The sequence below is a fragment of the Nonomuraea sp. NPDC049655 genome (genome assembly GCF_044465465.1).
Lineage (GTDB): Bacteria > Actinomycetota > Actinomycetes > Streptosporangiales > Streptosporangiaceae > Nonomuraea.
Map to the genome: position 1 here is coordinate 125,405 of NZ_JBITLS010000014.1, position 16,144 is coordinate 141,548.

13 protein-coding genes are annotated in these 16,144 nt (G+C 70.0%); 5 read left to right on the forward strand and 8 right to left on the reverse strand.

The genetic code is table 11. The features are described from left to right. Nucleotides 1-43: 43 nt before the first annotated feature. Together arc and ACIBQ6_RS38020 are read right to left on the reverse strand one after the other, a co-directional pair. The gene (arc, locus tag ACIBQ6_RS38015; protein ID WP_357706964.1) at nt 44-1,807 is read right to left on the reverse strand and encodes a proteasome ATPase; all 1,764 of its coding nucleotides are present in this window, start codon (nt 1,805-1,807) and stop codon (nt 44-46) included. A gap of 204 nt (nt 1,808-2,011) precedes the next feature. Then, nucleotides 2,012-2,863, reverse strand: coding sequence for a tRNA (adenine-N1)-methyltransferase (locus ACIBQ6_RS38020; RefSeq protein ID WP_352326892.1), 852 nt, complete (start codon nt 2,861-2,863; stop codon nt 2,012-2,014). A 55-nt stretch (nt 2,864-2,918) separates the two neighbouring features. Between ACIBQ6_RS38020 and ACIBQ6_RS38025 the strand changes: the two genes are divergently transcribed. Both ACIBQ6_RS38025 and ACIBQ6_RS38030 read left to right on the forward strand, forming a co-directional pair. Then, nucleotides 2,919-4,010: a GNAT family N-acetyltransferase gene (locus ACIBQ6_RS38025; RefSeq protein WP_397218023.1), complete on the forward strand. Its 1,092-nt coding sequence runs from the start codon at nt 2,919-2,921 to the stop codon at nt 4,008-4,010. Nucleotides 4,011-4,198: 188 nt separating this feature from the next. Then, nucleotides 4,199-4,669, forward strand: a complete 471-nt coding sequence (locus ACIBQ6_RS38030) for a hypothetical protein (protein WP_352364046.1) — start codon at nt 4,199-4,201, stop codon at nt 4,667-4,669. Nucleotides 4,670-5,164: 495 nt separating this feature from the next. On the opposite strand, the gene ACIBQ6_RS38035 is transcribed toward ACIBQ6_RS38030, so the two are convergent. Together ACIBQ6_RS38035 and ACIBQ6_RS38040 are read right to left on the reverse strand one after the other, a co-directional pair. Then, entirely contained in the window at nt 5,165-6,712 is a 1,548-nt protein-coding gene (locus ACIBQ6_RS38035) for an FHA domain-containing protein (protein ID WP_358299006.1), read from the reverse strand. 316 nt (nt 6,713-7,028) lie between these two features. After that, nucleotides 7,029-8,165 carry a site-2 protease family protein gene (locus ACIBQ6_RS38040; RefSeq protein ID WP_397218025.1) on the reverse strand — a complete coding sequence of 379 codons (1,137 nt, stop codon included), beginning with the start codon at nt 8,163-8,165 and terminating at the stop codon, nt 7,029-7,031. 116 nt (nt 8,166-8,281) lie between these two features. Here ACIBQ6_RS38040 and ACIBQ6_RS38045 point away from each other — a divergent pair, with 116 nt between their 5' ends. The 3 genes from ACIBQ6_RS38045 (at nt 8,282) to ACIBQ6_RS38055 (ending at nt 11,084) form a co-directional block, all read left to right on the forward strand. Beyond that, nucleotides 8,282-9,142: a RecB family exonuclease gene (locus tag ACIBQ6_RS38045; protein WP_352364040.1), complete on the forward strand. Its 861-nt coding sequence runs from the start codon at nt 8,282-8,284 to the stop codon at nt 9,140-9,142. Between the two features lie 86 nt (nt 9,143-9,228). Continuing rightward, on the forward strand, nt 9,229-10,404 hold the full coding sequence (locus ACIBQ6_RS38050) for a sensor histidine kinase (protein WP_397218027.1): 1,176 nt from the start codon (nt 9,229-9,231) through the stop codon (nt 10,402-10,404). After that, nucleotides 10,401-11,084 (forward strand): response regulator transcription factor, encoded by a 684-nt coding sequence (locus ACIBQ6_RS38055; protein ID WP_358298999.1) that lies wholly within the window; start codon nt 10,401-10,403, stop codon nt 11,082-11,084. Before ACIBQ6_RS38050 ends, ACIBQ6_RS38055 begins: the two co-directional genes overlap by 4 nt. A gap of 72 nt (nt 11,085-11,156) precedes the next feature. Here the strand turns inward: ACIBQ6_RS38055 and ACIBQ6_RS38060 are convergent, their stop codons facing one another. The 4 genes from ACIBQ6_RS38060 to ACIBQ6_RS38075 form a co-directional block, all read right to left on the reverse strand. After that, nucleotides 11,157-12,188: a dipeptide ABC transporter ATP-binding protein gene (locus ACIBQ6_RS38060; RefSeq protein WP_352326884.1), complete on the reverse strand. Its 1,032-nt coding sequence runs from the start codon at nt 12,186-12,188 to the stop codon at nt 11,157-11,159. After that, on the reverse strand, nt 12,185-13,213 hold the full coding sequence (locus ACIBQ6_RS38065) for an ABC transporter ATP-binding protein (protein ID WP_358298997.1): 1,029 nt from the start codon (nt 13,211-13,213) through the stop codon (nt 12,185-12,187). Before ACIBQ6_RS38065 ends, ACIBQ6_RS38060 begins: the two co-directional genes overlap by 4 nt. Continuing rightward, entirely contained in the window at nt 13,210-14,223 is a 1,014-nt protein-coding gene (locus ACIBQ6_RS38070; RefSeq protein WP_352364030.1) for an ABC transporter permease, read from the reverse strand. The genes ACIBQ6_RS38065 and ACIBQ6_RS38070 overlap by 4 nt, the downstream gene beginning before the upstream one ends. A 93-nt stretch (nt 14,224-14,316) precedes the next feature. Next, on the reverse strand, nt 14,317-16,083 hold the full coding sequence (locus ACIBQ6_RS38075; protein WP_397218030.1) for an ABC transporter substrate-binding protein: 1,767 nt from the start codon (nt 16,081-16,083) through the stop codon (nt 14,317-14,319). Nucleotides 16,084-16,144: the final 61 nt, after the last annotated feature.

The following is a 16,144-nucleotide window of genomic DNA, read 5'->3' on the forward strand; positions in this document are numbered from 1 at the left end:
AAAGGGCCGCGCGGACGGCCGCGCGGCCCTTTCCAGACGTTCCCTACAGGTACTGGCCGGTGTTGGCGACCGTGTCGATCGAACGGCCGGCCTCGGTGCCCTGCTTGCCGGAGACCAGCGTGCGGATGTAGACGATCCGCTCGCCCTTCTTGCCGGAGATGCGGGCCCAGTCGTCGGGGTTGGTGGTGTTGGGCAGGTCTTCGTTCTCGGAGAACTCGTCGACGCAGGCGGTGAGCAGGTGTTGCACCCGCAGGCCCTTCTGACCGCTCTCCAGGAACTGCTTGATGGCCATCTTCTTGCCCCGGTCGACGATGTTCTGGATCATCGCGCCGGAGTTGAAGTCCTTGAAGTAGAGGACTTCCTTGTCACCGTTGGCGTAGGTCACCTCGAGGAAGCGGTTCTCCTCGCTCTCGGTGTACATGCGCTCCACCACACTCTGGATCATGCCGTGGATGGTCGCCTCGCGAGAGTCGCCGTGCTCGGACAGATCGTCGGGGTGCAGGGGAAGCTCGGCCAGCAGGTACTTGGAGAAGATGTCCTTGGCCGCCTCGGCGTCGGGCCGCTCGATCTTGATCTTCACGTCCAGGCGGCCCGGCCGCAGGATCGCGGGGTCGATCATGTCCTCGCGGTTGGAGGCGCCGATCACGATGACGTTCTCCAGGCCCTCGACGCCGTCGATCTCCGACAGCAGCTGAGGGACGATGGTGTTCTCCACGTCGGACGAGACGCCGGAGCCTCGGGTGCGGAAGATCGAGTCCATCTCGTCGAAGAACACGATCACCGGGGTGCCCTCGGAGGCCTTCTCACGGGCCCGCTGGAAGACCAGGCGGATGTGCCGCTCGGTCTCGCCGACGTACTTGTTGAGCAGCTCCGGGCCCTTGATGTTGAGGAAGAAGCTCTTGCCGGACTGGCCGGTCTTCTCCGCGACCTGCTTGGCCAGGGAGTTGGCGACCGCCTTGGCGATGAGCGTCTTGCCGCAGCCGGGCGGGCCGTAGAGCAGCACGCCCTTCGGGGGACGGAGTTTGTGCTCGCGGAACAGGTCGGCGTGCAGGTAGGGCAGCTCGATGGCGTCCCTGATCTGCTCGATCTGCCGCATGAGCCCGCCGATCTCCTCGTAGGAGATGTCGGGGACCTCCTCGAGCACGAGCTCTTCGACTTCGGACTTGGGTATGCGCTCGTAGACGTAGCCGGAGCGGGGTTCGAGCAGGAGCGAGTCACCGGCCCTGATGGGCTGGCCGACCAGCGAGTCGGCCAGTCGCACGACGCGCTCCTCGTCGGCGTGCGAGATGACCAGGGCCCGCTTGCCCTCGTCCAGCAGTTCCTTGAGCATGACGATCTCGCCGACCTCTTCGTAGCCGAGCGCCTCGACCACGTTGAGTGCTTCGTTGAGCATGACCTCCTGGCCACGCCTCAGCGAGTCGACGTCGACGGCGGGGCTGACGTTCACCCGGAGCTTGCGCCCTCCGGTGAACACCTCGATCGTGCCGTCTTCTCGGGCTTCAAGAAAGGTGCCGAAGCCGGACGGCGGCTGCGCCAGCCGGTCGACCTCCTCCTTGAGAGCGACGATCTGGTCCCGGGCCTCCTTGAGTGTGGCCACCAGGCGCTCGTTCTGGCCTGTCACGGCCGCGAGATTCGCCTGTGCCTCATGGAGACGTTCTTCGAGGACTCTGGCCTGACGGGGTGACTCGGCCAGCTTCCGCCTCAGCGCGGTGATCTCCTCCTGGAGGAAGGAGACCTGTGTTGAAAGATCAGCGACCTCCCGTTCGCGCTGCGCGGCTCGAGCCTCAGCATCATCGCGAGCTGCCACGCCCCGTCACCTCCTTCCCAGTCGAGGGCGACTACTAAGGACCTTACCTATCTCGGGCCCCTCCGTAACCTGGCCGGGCAGTGTTCGTCGAGTGACATGCAGTATTCGGTGAATAATCCCCAATGGTGCGTTTAATACTCCCAGCATATGAACACGGCGATCTGTTCCCGTGTCACGCACCAACGCACCCTCGTGGCCAAATTGTCATAGTTCCTCGGTGGTTCCCTTCGGTCGGCGGCGTCGCGGCGGCGGCGTCACTCCGTCTGCCATGCGGCGGGCGCTGACGAGGAAGCCGGTGTGGCCGATCATCCGATGATCGGGACGAACCGCGAGCCCTTCGACATGCCAGTCGCGAACCAGGGTCTCCCACGCATGAGGCTCGGTGAAACACCCGTGATCGCGAATGGCCTCCACGGTCTTGGACATCTGGGTGGTGGTGGCGACATAGCAGCAGATGACGCCGCCCGGCGTGAGGGCCTTGGCGGCGGCGTCGACGCACTCCCACGGGGCCAGCATGTCGAGGATGACGCGGTCGACGTCGGCCTCGTCGATCGAGGAGACCAGGTCGCCGACGACCAGGCGCCAGTTGTCCTCCATCGGGTCGCCGAAGAACTTCTCCACGTTCTTGCGGGCCACCTCGGAGAACTCCTCGCGGCGCTCGTAGGAGGTGACGTGGCCCTCGGGGCCGACGGCGCGCAGCAGGAAGCAGGTCAGGGCGCCGGAGCCTACCCCGGCCTCGATCACCCGGGCGCCGGGGAAGACGTCGGCCATGCCGACGATCATCGAGGCGTCCTTGGGGTAGATGACGGCCGCGCCGCGCGGCATCGCGAGCGTGTAGTCCTGGAGCAGGTGGCGGAAGGCGAGGTAGGCGGTGCCGCCGGAGGACCGCACGACGGAGCCTTCAGGCTGCCCGATCAGCTCGCTGTGCGGGATGGCGCCCTTGTGCGTGTGGAAGACGCCGTCCTGCTTGAGAGTGATCGTGTGGCGCTTGTTCTTGGGGTCGGTGAGCTGCACCTGATCCCCTGCCTGGAACGGCCCATGCCTGCGGAAACCCATGGCGGCAAGGTTATATGGGTTTCTCACGCGCGCGGACGCGCGGTATCTATGGGGGATGCTCCCGCGCGACGTGATCTCCACCGGTCCCCTGATCCTGCGAATGCCCGCCGACCCCGACGCAGAGGCGATCGCGCGCATGATGAACGATCCCGTCACCGCCCGGCATCTGCCGCTGCTGCCGTCGCCGTACCGGATCGAGGACGCCCGCGCCTACCTGAAGTTCGCCGAGGACAAGTGGGCGTCGGGCGGCGCGGAGTGGGCCGTCACCGAGGACGGCCGGTACGCCGGCGCGATCGGGGTCCGCCCGCCCGACCGCTGGGGCACGGCCGAGATCGGCTACGTGGTGGCGCCGTGGGCGCGCGGCAGGGGCGTGGCCGCCCGGGCCGCCAGAGCGGTGTCCGACTGGCTCACCGACCAGGGTGTGCACCGGGTGGAGTTGCAGGCCGAGGTGGAGAACGTGGCCAGCCTCAGGGTCGCGCTCAGGGCCGGGTTCCGCGAGGAGGGCCGGCGGCGCAAGGCCAAGCGGCTGCGCGACGGGCGGTGGGCCGACCTGGTGTCCTTCGCCCGGATCGCCGGGGAGCCGGCGGCGGCCGAGGAGCCGTACCTGCCCTTCTTCGACGGCGGCGAGCTGACCGACGGCGTGGTGCGGCTCGTGCCGCTCTCGGTGGAGGACGCCCCGGAGTACCACCGGATGATGTGCGACCCGAGTGTGACCGCCTACTCCCTGACCCCGCCCGCCTCCCTGGAGGAGGACGAGCAGCGCTGCCGCTGCACCGGCTACTGGTGGGTCACCGGGCAGCGGATCGAACTGGCGGTCAGGGACGCCGCCACCGGCGCGTTCGCCGGGCACCTCCAGCTCATGCAGGTCGTCCCCGTGCTCGGGCAGGCCATGATCGGCTACTCGCTGGTGCCGGATTTCCGCGGCAGGGGGTTCATGACCCGCGCGGTGCGGCTGCTGGTCGACTGGGCGTTCGCGCGCACGGCACTGCACCGGGTGGTGGCGGGCACCGACGTGGTGAACGCGGCCTCGCACGCGGTGCTGGAACGTGCCGGTTTCAGCAGGGAGAGCCTGCACCGGGAGCTGTTCCCGAAGCCGGACGGCACGCGGGCGGACGACGTGGAGTGGGTGCGGCTGCGCTCGTCGTGAACGGCTCGACCGGCCCTGCCTGCGAAATGCGGAAAAATCGCAATTTCCTGTTGAGGGGTAGTCAAGAGCCGCGTCGAGGGTGATACTCCGGGCACCGTTCGGAGTTTCGCGTGATCGGGCCGCGCGATCTCTTCCCCCCTCCACCCGAGGGAATCACCGCGATGCCAAACAACCGTGTCGATATCGCCATGCGTGAACTCATCACCGCGTTCTCCTGCCTGGAGGTCGCCGACGTGATCGATCGGCTCGCGCGCGCCGCGGCGGCCGTGGCGGGCACCGCGTACGCGGGGTTCGTGCACGTGGACGTCCTGCGGCGGGACGCCCGTCCGCTGCACGTCCACGCGCCGCCGGGAGACCCGCTGCGGGTTCGGCGCTGGTTGTCGGGGTCCGGGGTGCTGAAGGAGCTGGCCGCCGCGGAGGGGTCGCTCCGGCTGGCGCGGGACGAGACGATGGGCGAGCCGGGGTTCCTGGCCGTGCCGGTGCCGGCGCAGGTCCGCGACCACACGTTCGTGTGGGTGGCGGGACGGGGGTTCCAGGAGGGGGACGAACACCTGCTCAGCCGATACGCGACGGCGGCGGGACGGGCGGTGGAGGGGGCCCGCGGCCTGGAGGCGGCCGTGCGCCTGCTGCGCGGCGTACGCACCTTCCGCCCCACCTGACCACCAGCCCCAGCCCCAGCCCCAGCCCCAGCCACCCTCCCGGACCGCCCGCCCCTTCGGGCATGGACCGCCCCTTCCGAACCCCCACCCCCTCGAAACACCTGCACCTTCGGGCCTGCATGCCCCTTCAGGGCGGGCTGCACCTTCGGGTCTGCCACCTCTTCAGGGCGGGCTCCACCTTCGGAACGCCCGCCCCTCGAAACGACTGCACCTTCCGGACTTCCCGCCCTCTCGGAACGACTGTGCCATTGGCACGGCCGCCCCTTTGGGACGGTCCGGATCCCTCTTTCGGAAAGGGCCGCGAGCCCGGTCCTGACTTTTCCCGAAATATCGCCCAGCGCCCACGAAATACCCTTACCCACCCCCTCCCCCGGCCCCGACAATTCCCATTCAGCCATTTACCATCGGACATTCCAGACGCATTTCCTAAAGGGTTTCCGGAAACACGAACGCCCGCACCCCCGGGAAAGAGGTGCGGGCGGACAGGCGCCGGGATCAGCCCCGGTGGGCCTCGAAGCGGAGCGTGCGGGAGACGCCCACGCGGACCGTCGTGCCGGGCGCGATGGTGACCGGCTCGTTGGGCGGGATGTCGTAGAAGTTGGGGTCGCCGGGCGGCTGGATCTGGGTGCCGTTGACCGAGCCCAGGTCGACCAGGTTGACGTCCCAGCCGTCGAGGGCCACCCGCAGGTGGCGGCGCGAGACCGAGCCGTCGGGGCTGGTGACCTTGGCGGGCCGGGCCGAGCCGCCCGCCACCTCGGGCGCGCGCTCGGGGTCACGGCCCAGCAGGTAGTCGCTCTCCAGCGGCAGCGCCGTGCCGTCGTCGAGGATGAGCACCCCGAGCGAGGGCCGCGGCCCCTTGTACGGCACCAGCGTCCGCTGCACCAGGGCGATGCCGCAGACGGCGCAGTAGGGCACCCTCGGGTCGTTGAAGTGGTCGTTCTTGCAGTCGACCCCGTAGACCAGCGGGCGGTCGCCGTGGTCGCCCTGCTGCTGCTCCTGCGGCGGCGGCCCCGGGTGGTCGAAGTGCTCCGGCGGGCCGAGCACGGGCGGGGCCGGCTGGTCGAAGTGATCGGGCGGACCCATGTGCTGCTGCTGGTCGGCCATGCCGTTGCCGGACGGCGGCAGCTCGTCGTAGGACGGGAACTGCTGCTGGGGCTCGGGCTGGGGCTGCTCCTGCACGGGCAGGAAGGGAGGCTGGTCCTGGGGCGGGAGGTAGGGCGGCTGCTCGTGCCCGAACGGGGCCTGCTCCTGGCCGAAGGGCGGCTGCTCGTGCCCGAACGGCGGCTGGTCCAGCGACGGCGGGCCGGAGTGAGGACCGGAGTGGGGACCGGGCTGAGGGCCCGGGTGCGGGACGCCGGCCTGCGCGCCCGAGGGCGGACCCTGGACGATCGGCGGCTGGTCGGCCAGCGGATAGGGAGGCCGCTCGACGGGCCGCTCCACTGGCCGCTCGGCAGGCCGCTCGGGCGGCGGCGCCAGGTCGGGCTCCATGTGCAGGGCCGTGTTGGGCATCTCACTGGTGAGCGGCCTGGACCGGTCGGCCGCCTGCCCCTGGGGACGGACGTGCGACGGCTGGTCGGTGAGGTCGCCGATCAGGCCGCCGCCGTGGACGACGCCGCCCTCGAAGCCGACCGCGGGATGCGCACTGCCGGCGCCGGGCAGGGTGAGCTCGACGCGCTCGACCGGGCCGCTGATCAGCCGGTCGGCCCAGGTGAGGGAGTCGCTGCCGGCCAGGCGCGTCTCGCCGCCGGAGGTGCTGACCGAGGCCGAGGCCGAGCCGCTGACCAGCACGGCCACGCCGCCGCCGACGGGACCGGCGACCGCGCATGTGGCCGGGTCGCCCGCCATGTTGGCGGCCAGCACCTGCGCCGCGCGGCGGGCCAGCGCCCGGCCGTCGCCGCCGGAGGCCGCCGTCTCGCGCAGCGCCTCGATCAGGCCGTCGGCGGCCGCCTCGCCCGCGTCGCACACCAGCAGCAGGCCGCCGATGTAGGCGACCAGCCCGTCGCCGGGAAGGGGACGCACCACTCCGAAGCCCTGGCCGCTCATGCGCCCTCCCTCATGACGACCGTGCTGCGCTCATCGGTGCCCTCGCTGCGCTCGGTCACTCAACTCTCCTCCCGGAAGCCGGCGGTATTACGGCACCCGCACTGCCGTGCCGGCCACCAGCCATACGCATACCCAGACGACGACGCCGTGTCGCGGCCCAGGCGTCTCGATTCGGTGAACCGGTGGACCACGACCAACCCGTCAACTGTGCAAGTTCGGCCAAACAGAAGACTATCGGCCTGCCGTCCTGGCATCGAAATCGCCGGGCTACGGGAAGTGGCCGGACAAGACCTTAGCCGCAAACGCGCCGGGCATGTCAGACCCCGGTGAAGACGCGGTTGACGTCGGCGGTGGCGAGCACGCCGTAGATGTCGCCGCCTTGCTCCACCAGCAGGTACTCACCCGCGGGGGCCGAGCGCATGGCGTCGATGAGCGGCTCGCCGGTCAGGTCGGCAGCCAGCACCATGGTCGGTTCGAGCGCCTTGGCCAGCGAGCCCACGTCGACCCAGGGGCGCCGGTGCTCGGGGGTGGCCTGGACGGCGGCCTCGTTGACGATGGCGACCGGCCGTCCGTCGTGGTCGACCACCACCAGGGCGCCCGCCCGCTGCTCGGCGGCCTGCCGCAGCGCCTCGGCCAGCGGCGTCTCGGCCGCCACCGGGATCGCCCTGCGGGCCAGCGTGCGCGCGTTGACCTGCGGGATGCGGGCGCGGATGCGGGCCACGCGCAGCGACTGGGTGGCGCCCATCCAGATGAAGGAGGCCAGCACCACCGGCCACAGCAGCTCGACCGGGTCGAACTCCTGCCCGCTCGTCATCGACGTCGCGAACGGCAGGACGACCAGCAGCACGGCCAGCACGCGCCCGCCCCAGGCGGCCACGACCGTGCCGGAGCCGGGGTTCCTGGTCAGCTTCCACACGCCCGCGCGCAGCATCCGGCCGCCGTCGAGCGGCAGGCCGGGCAGCAGGTTGAACACGCCGACGATGAGGTTGGCCACCCACAGCTGCCAGATGAGCACCTCGGCGATGCCGCCGTCGTTGATCACGTACGTGTCGGCGAGCAGGCCGAGCCCGGCCAGGCCCAGCGACAGGGCCGGCCCGGCGGCGGCGACCAGGAACTCCTTGCCCGGCGTCGGCGGCTCCTTCTCGATCTCCGACACGCCGCCGAGGAAGTAGAGGGTGATCCGGCGCACCGGCAGGCCGAACATCTTGGCCAGCACGCTGTGGGCCAGCTCGTGCAGCAGCACCGAGACGTAGAGCAGCACGGCGAAGACGAAGGCCACCGCGTAGGCGACGGTGCTGTCCAGCTCGGGCAGCATGTCGCGCATGCGGGGGCCGAACATGACGGTGATGAAGGCAGCGACGATGAACCACGTCCAGGAGACGTACACCGGGATGCCGAAGGGCCGCCCCATCCGAAGGCCGGGGAACTCCTGACGCGGGCTCTGCTCGCTCACCGCACTCCTCGTACGTCCATTACGTGCTGTTGCTGCCTCGATGCTACGCGCCGGATCACGTGATCCTCGTCCCGGCGAGGGTTATTCTGTCGGGCTCTTGACCTAGAGTGCGGTGCATGACGTTGACCGAACCGGTGATCATCGGAGCTCTCTCCCCGTCCCGGGCAGGCGATTTCATGACCTGTCCCCTGCTCTACCGGTTCCGGGTCATCGACCAGCTGCCCGAGAAACCCTCCCCCGCGGCCGTGCGCGGCACCGTGGTGCACGCCGTCCTGGAGCGGCTCTACGACCTGCCGGCGCCGCGCCGGTCGGTGCAGGCGGCGCTGGAGCTGCTGGAGCCGCAGTGGCAGCGCCTGCTGCAGGAGGACGAGCAGTACGCGCGGATGTTCGCCGACGACGCCGAGCAGGCCGAGTGGCTGGCGCAGGCGCGGGCGATGCTGGAGCGCTACTTCACGCTGGAGGACCCGACCCGGCTGGAGCCCGCCGAGCGCGAGCTCTACGTGCAGGCGGTGCTCGACGGCGGCCTGATGCTGCGGGGCTACGTCGACCGGCTCGACGTGGCGCCCACCGGCGAGGTCCGGGTGGTCGACTACAAGACGGGCAGCGCGCCCGGCCCCGACTTCGAGGCCAAGGCGCTGTTCCAGATGAAGTTCTACGCGCTGGTGCTGTGGCGGCTGCGCGGGCAGGTGCCCCGGCTGCTGCAGCTGGTCTACCTGGGCGGGCGCGGCGAGGTGCTGCGTTACGCCCCCGACGAGGCCGACCTGCTGGCCACCGAGCGCAAGGTGATGGCGCTGTGGACGGCGATCGAGCGGGCGCTGGAGACCGGCGAGTGGCGCGCGCGCCGCAGCCGGCTGTGCGACTGGTGCGACCATCAGGCGCTGTGCCCGGAGTTCGGCGGCACCCCGCCGCCGGTGCCCGACCGCCAGCCCGGCGACACGGTGCGCAGCAACCGGCGCGCCGCCACCGACGAGCTGTAGCCCTGGGCCCGTAGCCCTCCCGCAGGCCGCCCCTTATCCTCCGAAGGGAGGAGTTCAAGGCTCTCACCTGGGCCTACAGTGAAGCGGTGCGGATCGACCGACCCCTGTTCCACGACACGGTCCTGGCCGTGGTGGTGGCCGCGGCCTCGGTGACGCTCTTCCTCCTCTACGGGCCCGAGCGCCTGGAGCCGGCGGAGCTGACGACGGTGAGCATGCGCGCCCCCGACGGGCTCGGGGCGACGCTGCTGGTGCTGGCCGCCGCGCCCATCGCGGTGCGCAGGCGCTGGCCGCTGGCGGCGCTGTGCGCCGGCCTGATCCCCGAGACGGCGCTGACCGCGCTGGGGTACGGCGCCGGCGCGTCGGGGGTGTCCAGCCTGGTGCTGGTGTACTCGGTGGCCTCCAACCGGGGGCTGGCGGTGGCGCTGGGCGGGCTGCTGGTCTCGCTGCTGACGTACGCGGTGGGGGCGGTAGCAGGGCCGGTCACGCCGCCGGGCGCGAGCGGGCACGTGGTGGCGGTGCTGGTGCTGCTGGCGGTCTGGGGGGCGGGCAGGAGCCTGCGGCTGCGGCGGGCGTACCTGGAGGAGCTGCGCGACCGGGCGGCCCGGCTGGAGCGGGCCCACGCGGCCGACACGCGGGCCGCGCGGGCCGAGGAGCGCTCGCGCATCGCCCGTGAGCTGCACGACGTGGTGGCCCACCACGTGAGCGTGATGACGGTGCAGGCGGCCGCGGCGCGGCGGGTGCTGGCCGCCGATCCCGACCTGGCGCGGGAGGCGCTGTCGGCGATCGAGAACACCGGGCGGCTGGCCATGTCCGAGATGCGCAACATCGTGGGCGTGCTGCGCACTGACGCGCGGGCCGAGCTGGGGCCGCAGCCGGGCGTGGGCGACCTGCCGGGGCTGGTGGAGCAGATGCGCGAGGCGGGGCTGCCCACGCGGCTGCGTGTGGAGGGCGAGCCGCGGCCGCTGCCCGCGGGGGTCGACCTGGCCGCCTACCGGCTGGTCCAGGAGGGGCTGACGAACAGCCTGCGGCACGCCGGGGCCGGGGCCGAGGCGGTGGTCACCGTCTCGCACGCCCCCTCGGGCCTCGACGTACGCGTCGAGGACGACGGCAGGGGCGCCGCGCCTGCGGCCGACCGGACGGGCCACGGCCTGGTCGGCATTCGCGAGCGGGTCGCACTCTATGGTGGAATTCTGAACATCGGTCCGCGACCGGGGGGCGGTTTCGAGGTGCGGGCGAGGTTCCCGTTGAAGGACGGCCAATGACGATCAGAGTGCTGCTGGTGGACGACCAGCCGCTGCTGCGCACGGGATTTCGCCTGATCTTGGAGGCCGAGTCCGACATCACGGTGGTCGGCCAGGCCGGCGACGGCAAGGACGCGATGGAGCAGACCAGGGCGTTGCTGCCCGACGTGGTGCTCATGGACATCCGGATGCCGGGCGTCGACGGCATCGAGGCGACCCGCCGGATCGTGCGGGAGGCCGCGCCCACGGCGCACGTGCCGAAGGTGCTGGTGCTGACCACGTTCGACCTCGACGAGTACATCGTGGAGGCGCTGCGGTCGGGGGCGTCGGGCTTCCTGCTGAAGGACGTGCCGCCCGACGAGCTGGTGCAGGCGATCCGGGTGGTGGCGGCGGGCGACGCGATCGTGGCGCCGAGCGTGACCAGGCGGCTGCTCGACCGGTTCTCCAAGCGGCTGCCCTCGGCCTACGAGCAGGCCACGCCGGCCCGCCTCGACCGGCTGACCGAGCGGGAGCTGGAGGTGCTGCGGCTGATCGCCAAGGGCATGTCCAACGCGGAGATCGCGGCCAAGCTCGTGGTGAGCGAGACGACGGTCAAGACGCACGTGGGCAACGTGCTGACCAAGCTGGGGCTGCGCGACCGGGTGCAGGCCGTGGTGCTGGCGTACGAGACCGGGCTGATCACGCCCGGCGCGACGTCCTGAGGCCGCCGCCCCGGCAGGAGGGCGGCGGCCGCAAGGTCTCAGGGCCCGCGTCAGGCCCGCGTCACACCGGGGTCAGGCCTGCGTCGCCGCGGCGGTCGCGGCGGCGGGCGCGTTCTCCGGGAAGTGGCAGGCCACGCGGTGGCCGCCGGCCAGCTCCTCCAGGGGCGGCTCGACCGTCTTGCAGATCTCCTGCGCCTTCCAGCAGCGGGTGTGGAAGCGGCAGGCGGGCGGCGGGTTGAGCGGGCTCGGCACGTCGCCGGTGAGCCTGATGCGCTCGCGTTCCTTGCGCGCCTTGGGGTCGGGCACGGGCACGGCCGACAGCAGGGCGTTGGTGTAGGGGTGCATCGGCGAGCTGTAGAGGCTCTTGCGGTCGGCGATCTCGACGATCTTGCCCAGGTACATGACCGCGACCCGGTCGCTGATGTGGCGCACCACCGACAGGTCGTGGGCGATCACGACGTAGGTCAGGTCGAGCTCGTTCTGCAGGTCCTCCAGCAGGTTGACGACCTGGGCCTGGATGGACACGTCGAGCGCGGAGACCGGCTCGTCGGCGATGATGAGCTTGGGCTTGAGCGCGAGCGTGCGGGCGATGCCGATGCGCTGCCGCTGACCGCCGGAGAACTCGTGCGGGTAGCGGTTGTAGTGCTCGGGGTTGAGCCCGACCAGGGCGAGGATGTCCTGGACCGCCTTCTTGACGCCGTTCTCGGTCTGCACGCCCTGGATGCGGAAGGGCGCGCCGACGATGGTGCCGACGGTGTGGCGGGGGTTCAGCGACGAGAACGGGTCCTGGAAGATCATCTGCATGTCGCGGCGGAGCGGCCTGAGCCTGCCCTGCCCCATGTGCGTGATGTCCTGGCCCTCGAAGACGACCTTGCCGCCGGTCGGCTCAAGGAGCCTGGTGACCAGGCGGCCGGTGGTGGACTTGCCGCAGCCGGACTCCCCCACCAGGCCGAGCGTCTCGCCCTTGTAGACGTCGAAGCTGACCCCGTCGACCGCCTTGACGGCGCCGACCTGCCGCTTGAGCAGGCCCTTCGTCACCGGGAAGTGCTTCTCCAGCCCCTGGACGGAAAGAAGCGGCTCGTTCGCGGTCACCGTCTCGCTCACTGGCTCTCCAGCACTGGCTTGATCTCGTTCTCCCACAGCTCCCGCCGCTCCGTCCTGCTCATGTGGCAGCGCACCAGGTGGCCGCCCTCGGTCTCGATCAGGCCGGGCACCTCGCTGCTGGACTTGCCCCCGGTGCGCTCGGCGTAGGGGCAGCGGGGGTGGAAGGCGCAGCCCGAAGGCACGTTGATCAGGGACGGCGGCGAGCCCTTGATCGGCAGCAGCCGTTCGGTGGGCTCCCGGTCGAGGCGGGGCATCGATCCCAGTAGACCCCATGTGTAGGGGTGCTCGGGACGGTAGAAGATGTCGTCGGCGGTGCCGTACTCGATGCACTTGCCGCCGTACATGACCAGGATGTCGTCGGACAGCTCGGCCACCACGCCCAGGTCGTGGGTGATGATGATCAGCGCGGAGTTGAACTCGCGCTGCAGGTCGACCATGAGGTCGAGGATCTGGGCCTGCACGGTCACGTCGAGCGCGGTGGTCGGCTCGTCGGCGATGAGCAGTTCGGGGTCGCACGACAGCGCCATGGCGATCATCGCGCGCTGCCGCATGCCGCCGGAGAACTCGTGCGGGTAGGAGTCGACGCGGCGCTGGGGCTCGGGGATGCCCACGCGGCCCAGCATGTCCACGGCGTGCTTCTTGGCGACGGCCTTGGTGACCTTGTGGTGGATCCGGTACGCCTCGACGATCTGGTCGCCGACCGTGTAGAAGGGGTGCATCGCCGACAGCGGATCCTGGAAGATCATCGCCATCTTCTTGCCGCGCAGCCCGCGCACGTGCTCCTGCGAGGCGCCCACGAGCTCCTCGCCGTCGAGCCAGATCTCGCCCGAGACGTTGGCGCCCTTGCCCTTGTGCAGGCCGAGGATGCCGAGGCTGGTCACCGACTTGCCCGAGCCGGACTCGCCGACGATGCCGAGGGTCTTGCCGCGTTCGAGGCTGAAGGTCAGCCCGTCGACGGAGCGGACCAGGCCGTCGTCGGTCGGGAAGTGGATCTTCAGGTCCTTGACGTCGAGGAAGGGACTCACGCCAGCCTCACTCTCGGGTCAACGACCGCGTAGAGCAGGTCGACGATCAGGTTGGCCAGGATGATGAAGGCCGCCGCGACGATCGTGACGCCCATCACCTGGGGAAGGTCGTTGTTGCTGATGGCGTCGACGGCGTACTTGCCGATGCCGGGCAGCGAGAAGGTGCTCTCGGTCAGGACGGCGCCGCCGAGCAGCAGCCCCAGGTCGAGGCCGAACATGGTGACCACGGGGGTGAGCGTGGCCCGCAGCCCGTGTTTGAGCACCACCTTCCGCTCGGGCAGGCCCTTGGCCCTGGCCGTGCGGATGTAGTCCTCCGACATGGTCTCCAGCATGCCCGCGCGGGTGAGGCGGGCGTAGCCGGCGGCGTACAGGAAGGCGAGCGTCACCCAGGGCAGCATGAGGTTGTTGGCCCAGGTGAGCGGGTCTTCGCTGATCGGCACCCAGTCGGCCACGTCGCCGACCAGGCCGAGCTGGTCGCGGAAGATGGCCAGGGAGACGATGCCGGTGAAGAAGATCGGCAGCGAGACGCCGGCCAGGGCGATGCCCATGGACAGGCGGTCGAAGAAGCTGCCGCGGCGCAGCGCCGACAGCACGCCGGTGGCCACGCCGAAGATGACCCACACCACGGCCGCGCCGAGCGCCAGCGACAAGGTGATCGGCAGGCGGTTGAGCAGGTCGGGCAGGACCGGGTTCTGGCTGACGTAGCTGTAGCCGAAGCAGGGCGCCGGGCAGTGCTCGATGCCGGGGCCGTAGTTGCGGTCGACGCCGACGAAGATGCCCTGCACGAAACGCCCGTACTGGACCAGGATCGGGTCGTAGAAGCCGAGGCGCACAGCCGTGTCGTGGATCACCTCGGCGTTGGCCGCCTTGCCCACGTACCGGGAGGCCAGGTCGTCAGCGGACATCCCAGCGAGCCGAGGCACGAGGAAGAAGATGGCGAACGTCGCGATGCTCACCACGAAGAGCAGCATGACGGCCGCTATCAACCGTCTGAGAATGTATGTGAACACTGATCTCGGCCATGGCGGCCGGGCCTTGTGAGCCCGGCCGCCGAAGCCTTCACCTGCTTTCGGTACGGGACGTTCCGGCAGTATGCGCCGTTGCTACTGGGTGCTCAGCGTGAGGAACTCGTACATGCCCCAGTTCTGGGAGACGAAGACGTTCTTCAGCTGCGGCGGACGGTAGAACAGGCCGTGCGCCCAGACGTAGGGAAGGATGTAGGCCGACTCCATGACCTGCTTGTCGACGGCGGCCCAGATGCTGTTGCGCTTGGTCGCGTCGGTCTCGCCCGCGGCCTGGTCGATCAGCTCGTCGATCTTGGGGTCCTTCACGCCGAGGTTGGTGTTACCGGCGGGACGGATGACCCGGCTGTCGACGATCTGCTGGAAGAAGCCGAAGCCCTCGGGGTAGTCGGCGCCCCAGCCGTAGACCATGAGGCCCAGGTTGTTCTTCTTGGCGAAGTCGGGCTTGCCAGCGTACAGCTTGAAGTAGTCACCCTGCGGGAAGCCCTTGAGCTCCAGCTTGATGCCCACGCGGCCGAGCGACTGCTGCAGCGACTCGGCGGTCTGCTTCTCGGCAGAGCGCTCGTTGCGGAAGGAGATGGTGGTGCTGAAGCCGTTGGGCTGGCCGCAGGCCGCCAGTTCTTCCTTGGCCTTGGCGATGTCGCCGGTCGGGTTGGCCTCGACGCCGTAGGGGTCGATCTTCTCGTAACCGGTCATCTTGGCCGGCATGAGGCTGAGGGCCACGTCGCCACCGGCGTCCGGGCCGCCGTAGGCGCCCTGGATGGCCGAGCGGTCGGTCGCGTACAGCACGGCCTTGCGGCAGTGGATGTTGTCGAACGGCGGCACGTCACCGTTGATGTTGGTGAACCAGGTGCGGTCGATCGGGGCCGAGTCGGCGTACTGCTTGACCTTCTCGTCGGTCAGGACCGTCTTGCGGGCGTTGGCCGCCACGCCGGTGCTGTTGACCTTGACGTCGATCTTGCCGGAGAGCAGGCGCTGGTCGAGGTCGTCCTCGTTCTGGCCCAGCAGCACCTCGATCGAGTCGTTGAGCTGCTTGCGGTTGGGGTCGGTCGCCGCGTCCCAGTTCGGGTTCTTGACGAGCTCGATGCGCTTGGTGAGCTCGTGCGCCTTGAACATGTACGGGCCGGTCGCGACCGGGTGCTCCTTGTACTTCGAGCCGGTGTCCTTGGCCTCGGGCACGGGGGCCGTCTGCGGGAGCATGGCGAAGTAGTCGAAACCGCCGTACGCCTTCTTCAGGTGGAAGACGATGGTCTGGTCGTCGGGGGTCTCGATCGCCTTGAAGTCGTCGAGCTTGCCCTTCATCTTGTACGGGCCGGTGTAGCTGCCGACGTCGAGCCAGTCGTTGAAGTACGTCGGGCCGCTGGGCAGGATGTCCTTGTCCAGCGAGCGCGCCACGCCGTACTTGACGTCCTTCGAGGTGACCGGGGTGCCGTCCTCGAACTTGACGCCCTTGCGCAGCTTGTACGTCCACGTCTTGCCGCCGTCGCTCGGCGTGCCCAGGCCCTCGGCCAGGTCGCCGACGAGCTGCAGGCCCTCCTCGCCGGGGACCGGCTTGAACATGGTGAGCGCGCGCGTGTAGAGGCGGGCGAAGTTCCAGGCGTAGCCGTAGTACATGTCGCCCGGGTCCACCGAGTCGAAGTCGCCGGGCATGCCCATGTGCAGGGTGCCGCCGACCTTCTCCGACGGGTTGATGACCGCCGTCACGCCCGCGTTGTACTTGCTGGACGGCTTGTCGTCGCTGCCCGAGCCGCTGGTGTTCTTGCTGCCACCGCCGCCGCCACACGCGGAGACGACCACGGCGAGAGCGGCGGTCACCGCGATCGCCGACGCCTTAGATCTCATCTTCATCGACCTGACACACCCCTTGAATCTAGGAGTTGAGAGAACTTGCGGATAACTACTCACGAGG

What these genes read in the sequence shown, in the direction of transcription:
- ACIBQ6_RS38020 (WP_352326892.1), bottom strand. Translation starts at nt 2,863, where the DNA reads ATGGGTTTCCGCAGGCATGGGCCGTTCCAGGCAGGGGATCAGGTGCAG.
- ACIBQ6_RS38025 (WP_397218023.1), top strand. Translation starts at nt 2,919, where the DNA reads ATGCTCCCGCGCGACGTGATCTCCACCGGTCCCCTGATCCTGCGAATG.
- ACIBQ6_RS38030 (WP_352364046.1), top strand. Translation starts at nt 4,199, where the DNA reads ATGCGTGAACTCATCACCGCGTTCTCCTGCCTGGAGGTCGCCGACGTG.
- ACIBQ6_RS38035 (WP_358299006.1), bottom strand. Translation starts at nt 6,712, where the DNA reads ATGAGCGGCCAGGGCTTCGGAGTGGTGCGTCCCCTTCCCGGCGACGGG.
- ACIBQ6_RS38045 (WP_352364040.1), top strand. Translation starts at nt 8,282, where the DNA reads ATGACGTTGACCGAACCGGTGATCATCGGAGCTCTCTCCCCGTCCCGG.
- ACIBQ6_RS38055 (WP_358298999.1), top strand. Translation starts at nt 10,401, where the DNA reads ATGACGATCAGAGTGCTGCTGGTGGACGACCAGCCGCTGCTGCGCACG.
- ACIBQ6_RS38075 (WP_397218030.1), bottom strand. Translation starts at nt 16,083, where the DNA reads ATGAAGATGAGATCTAAGGCGTCGGCGATCGCGGTGACCGCCGCTCTC.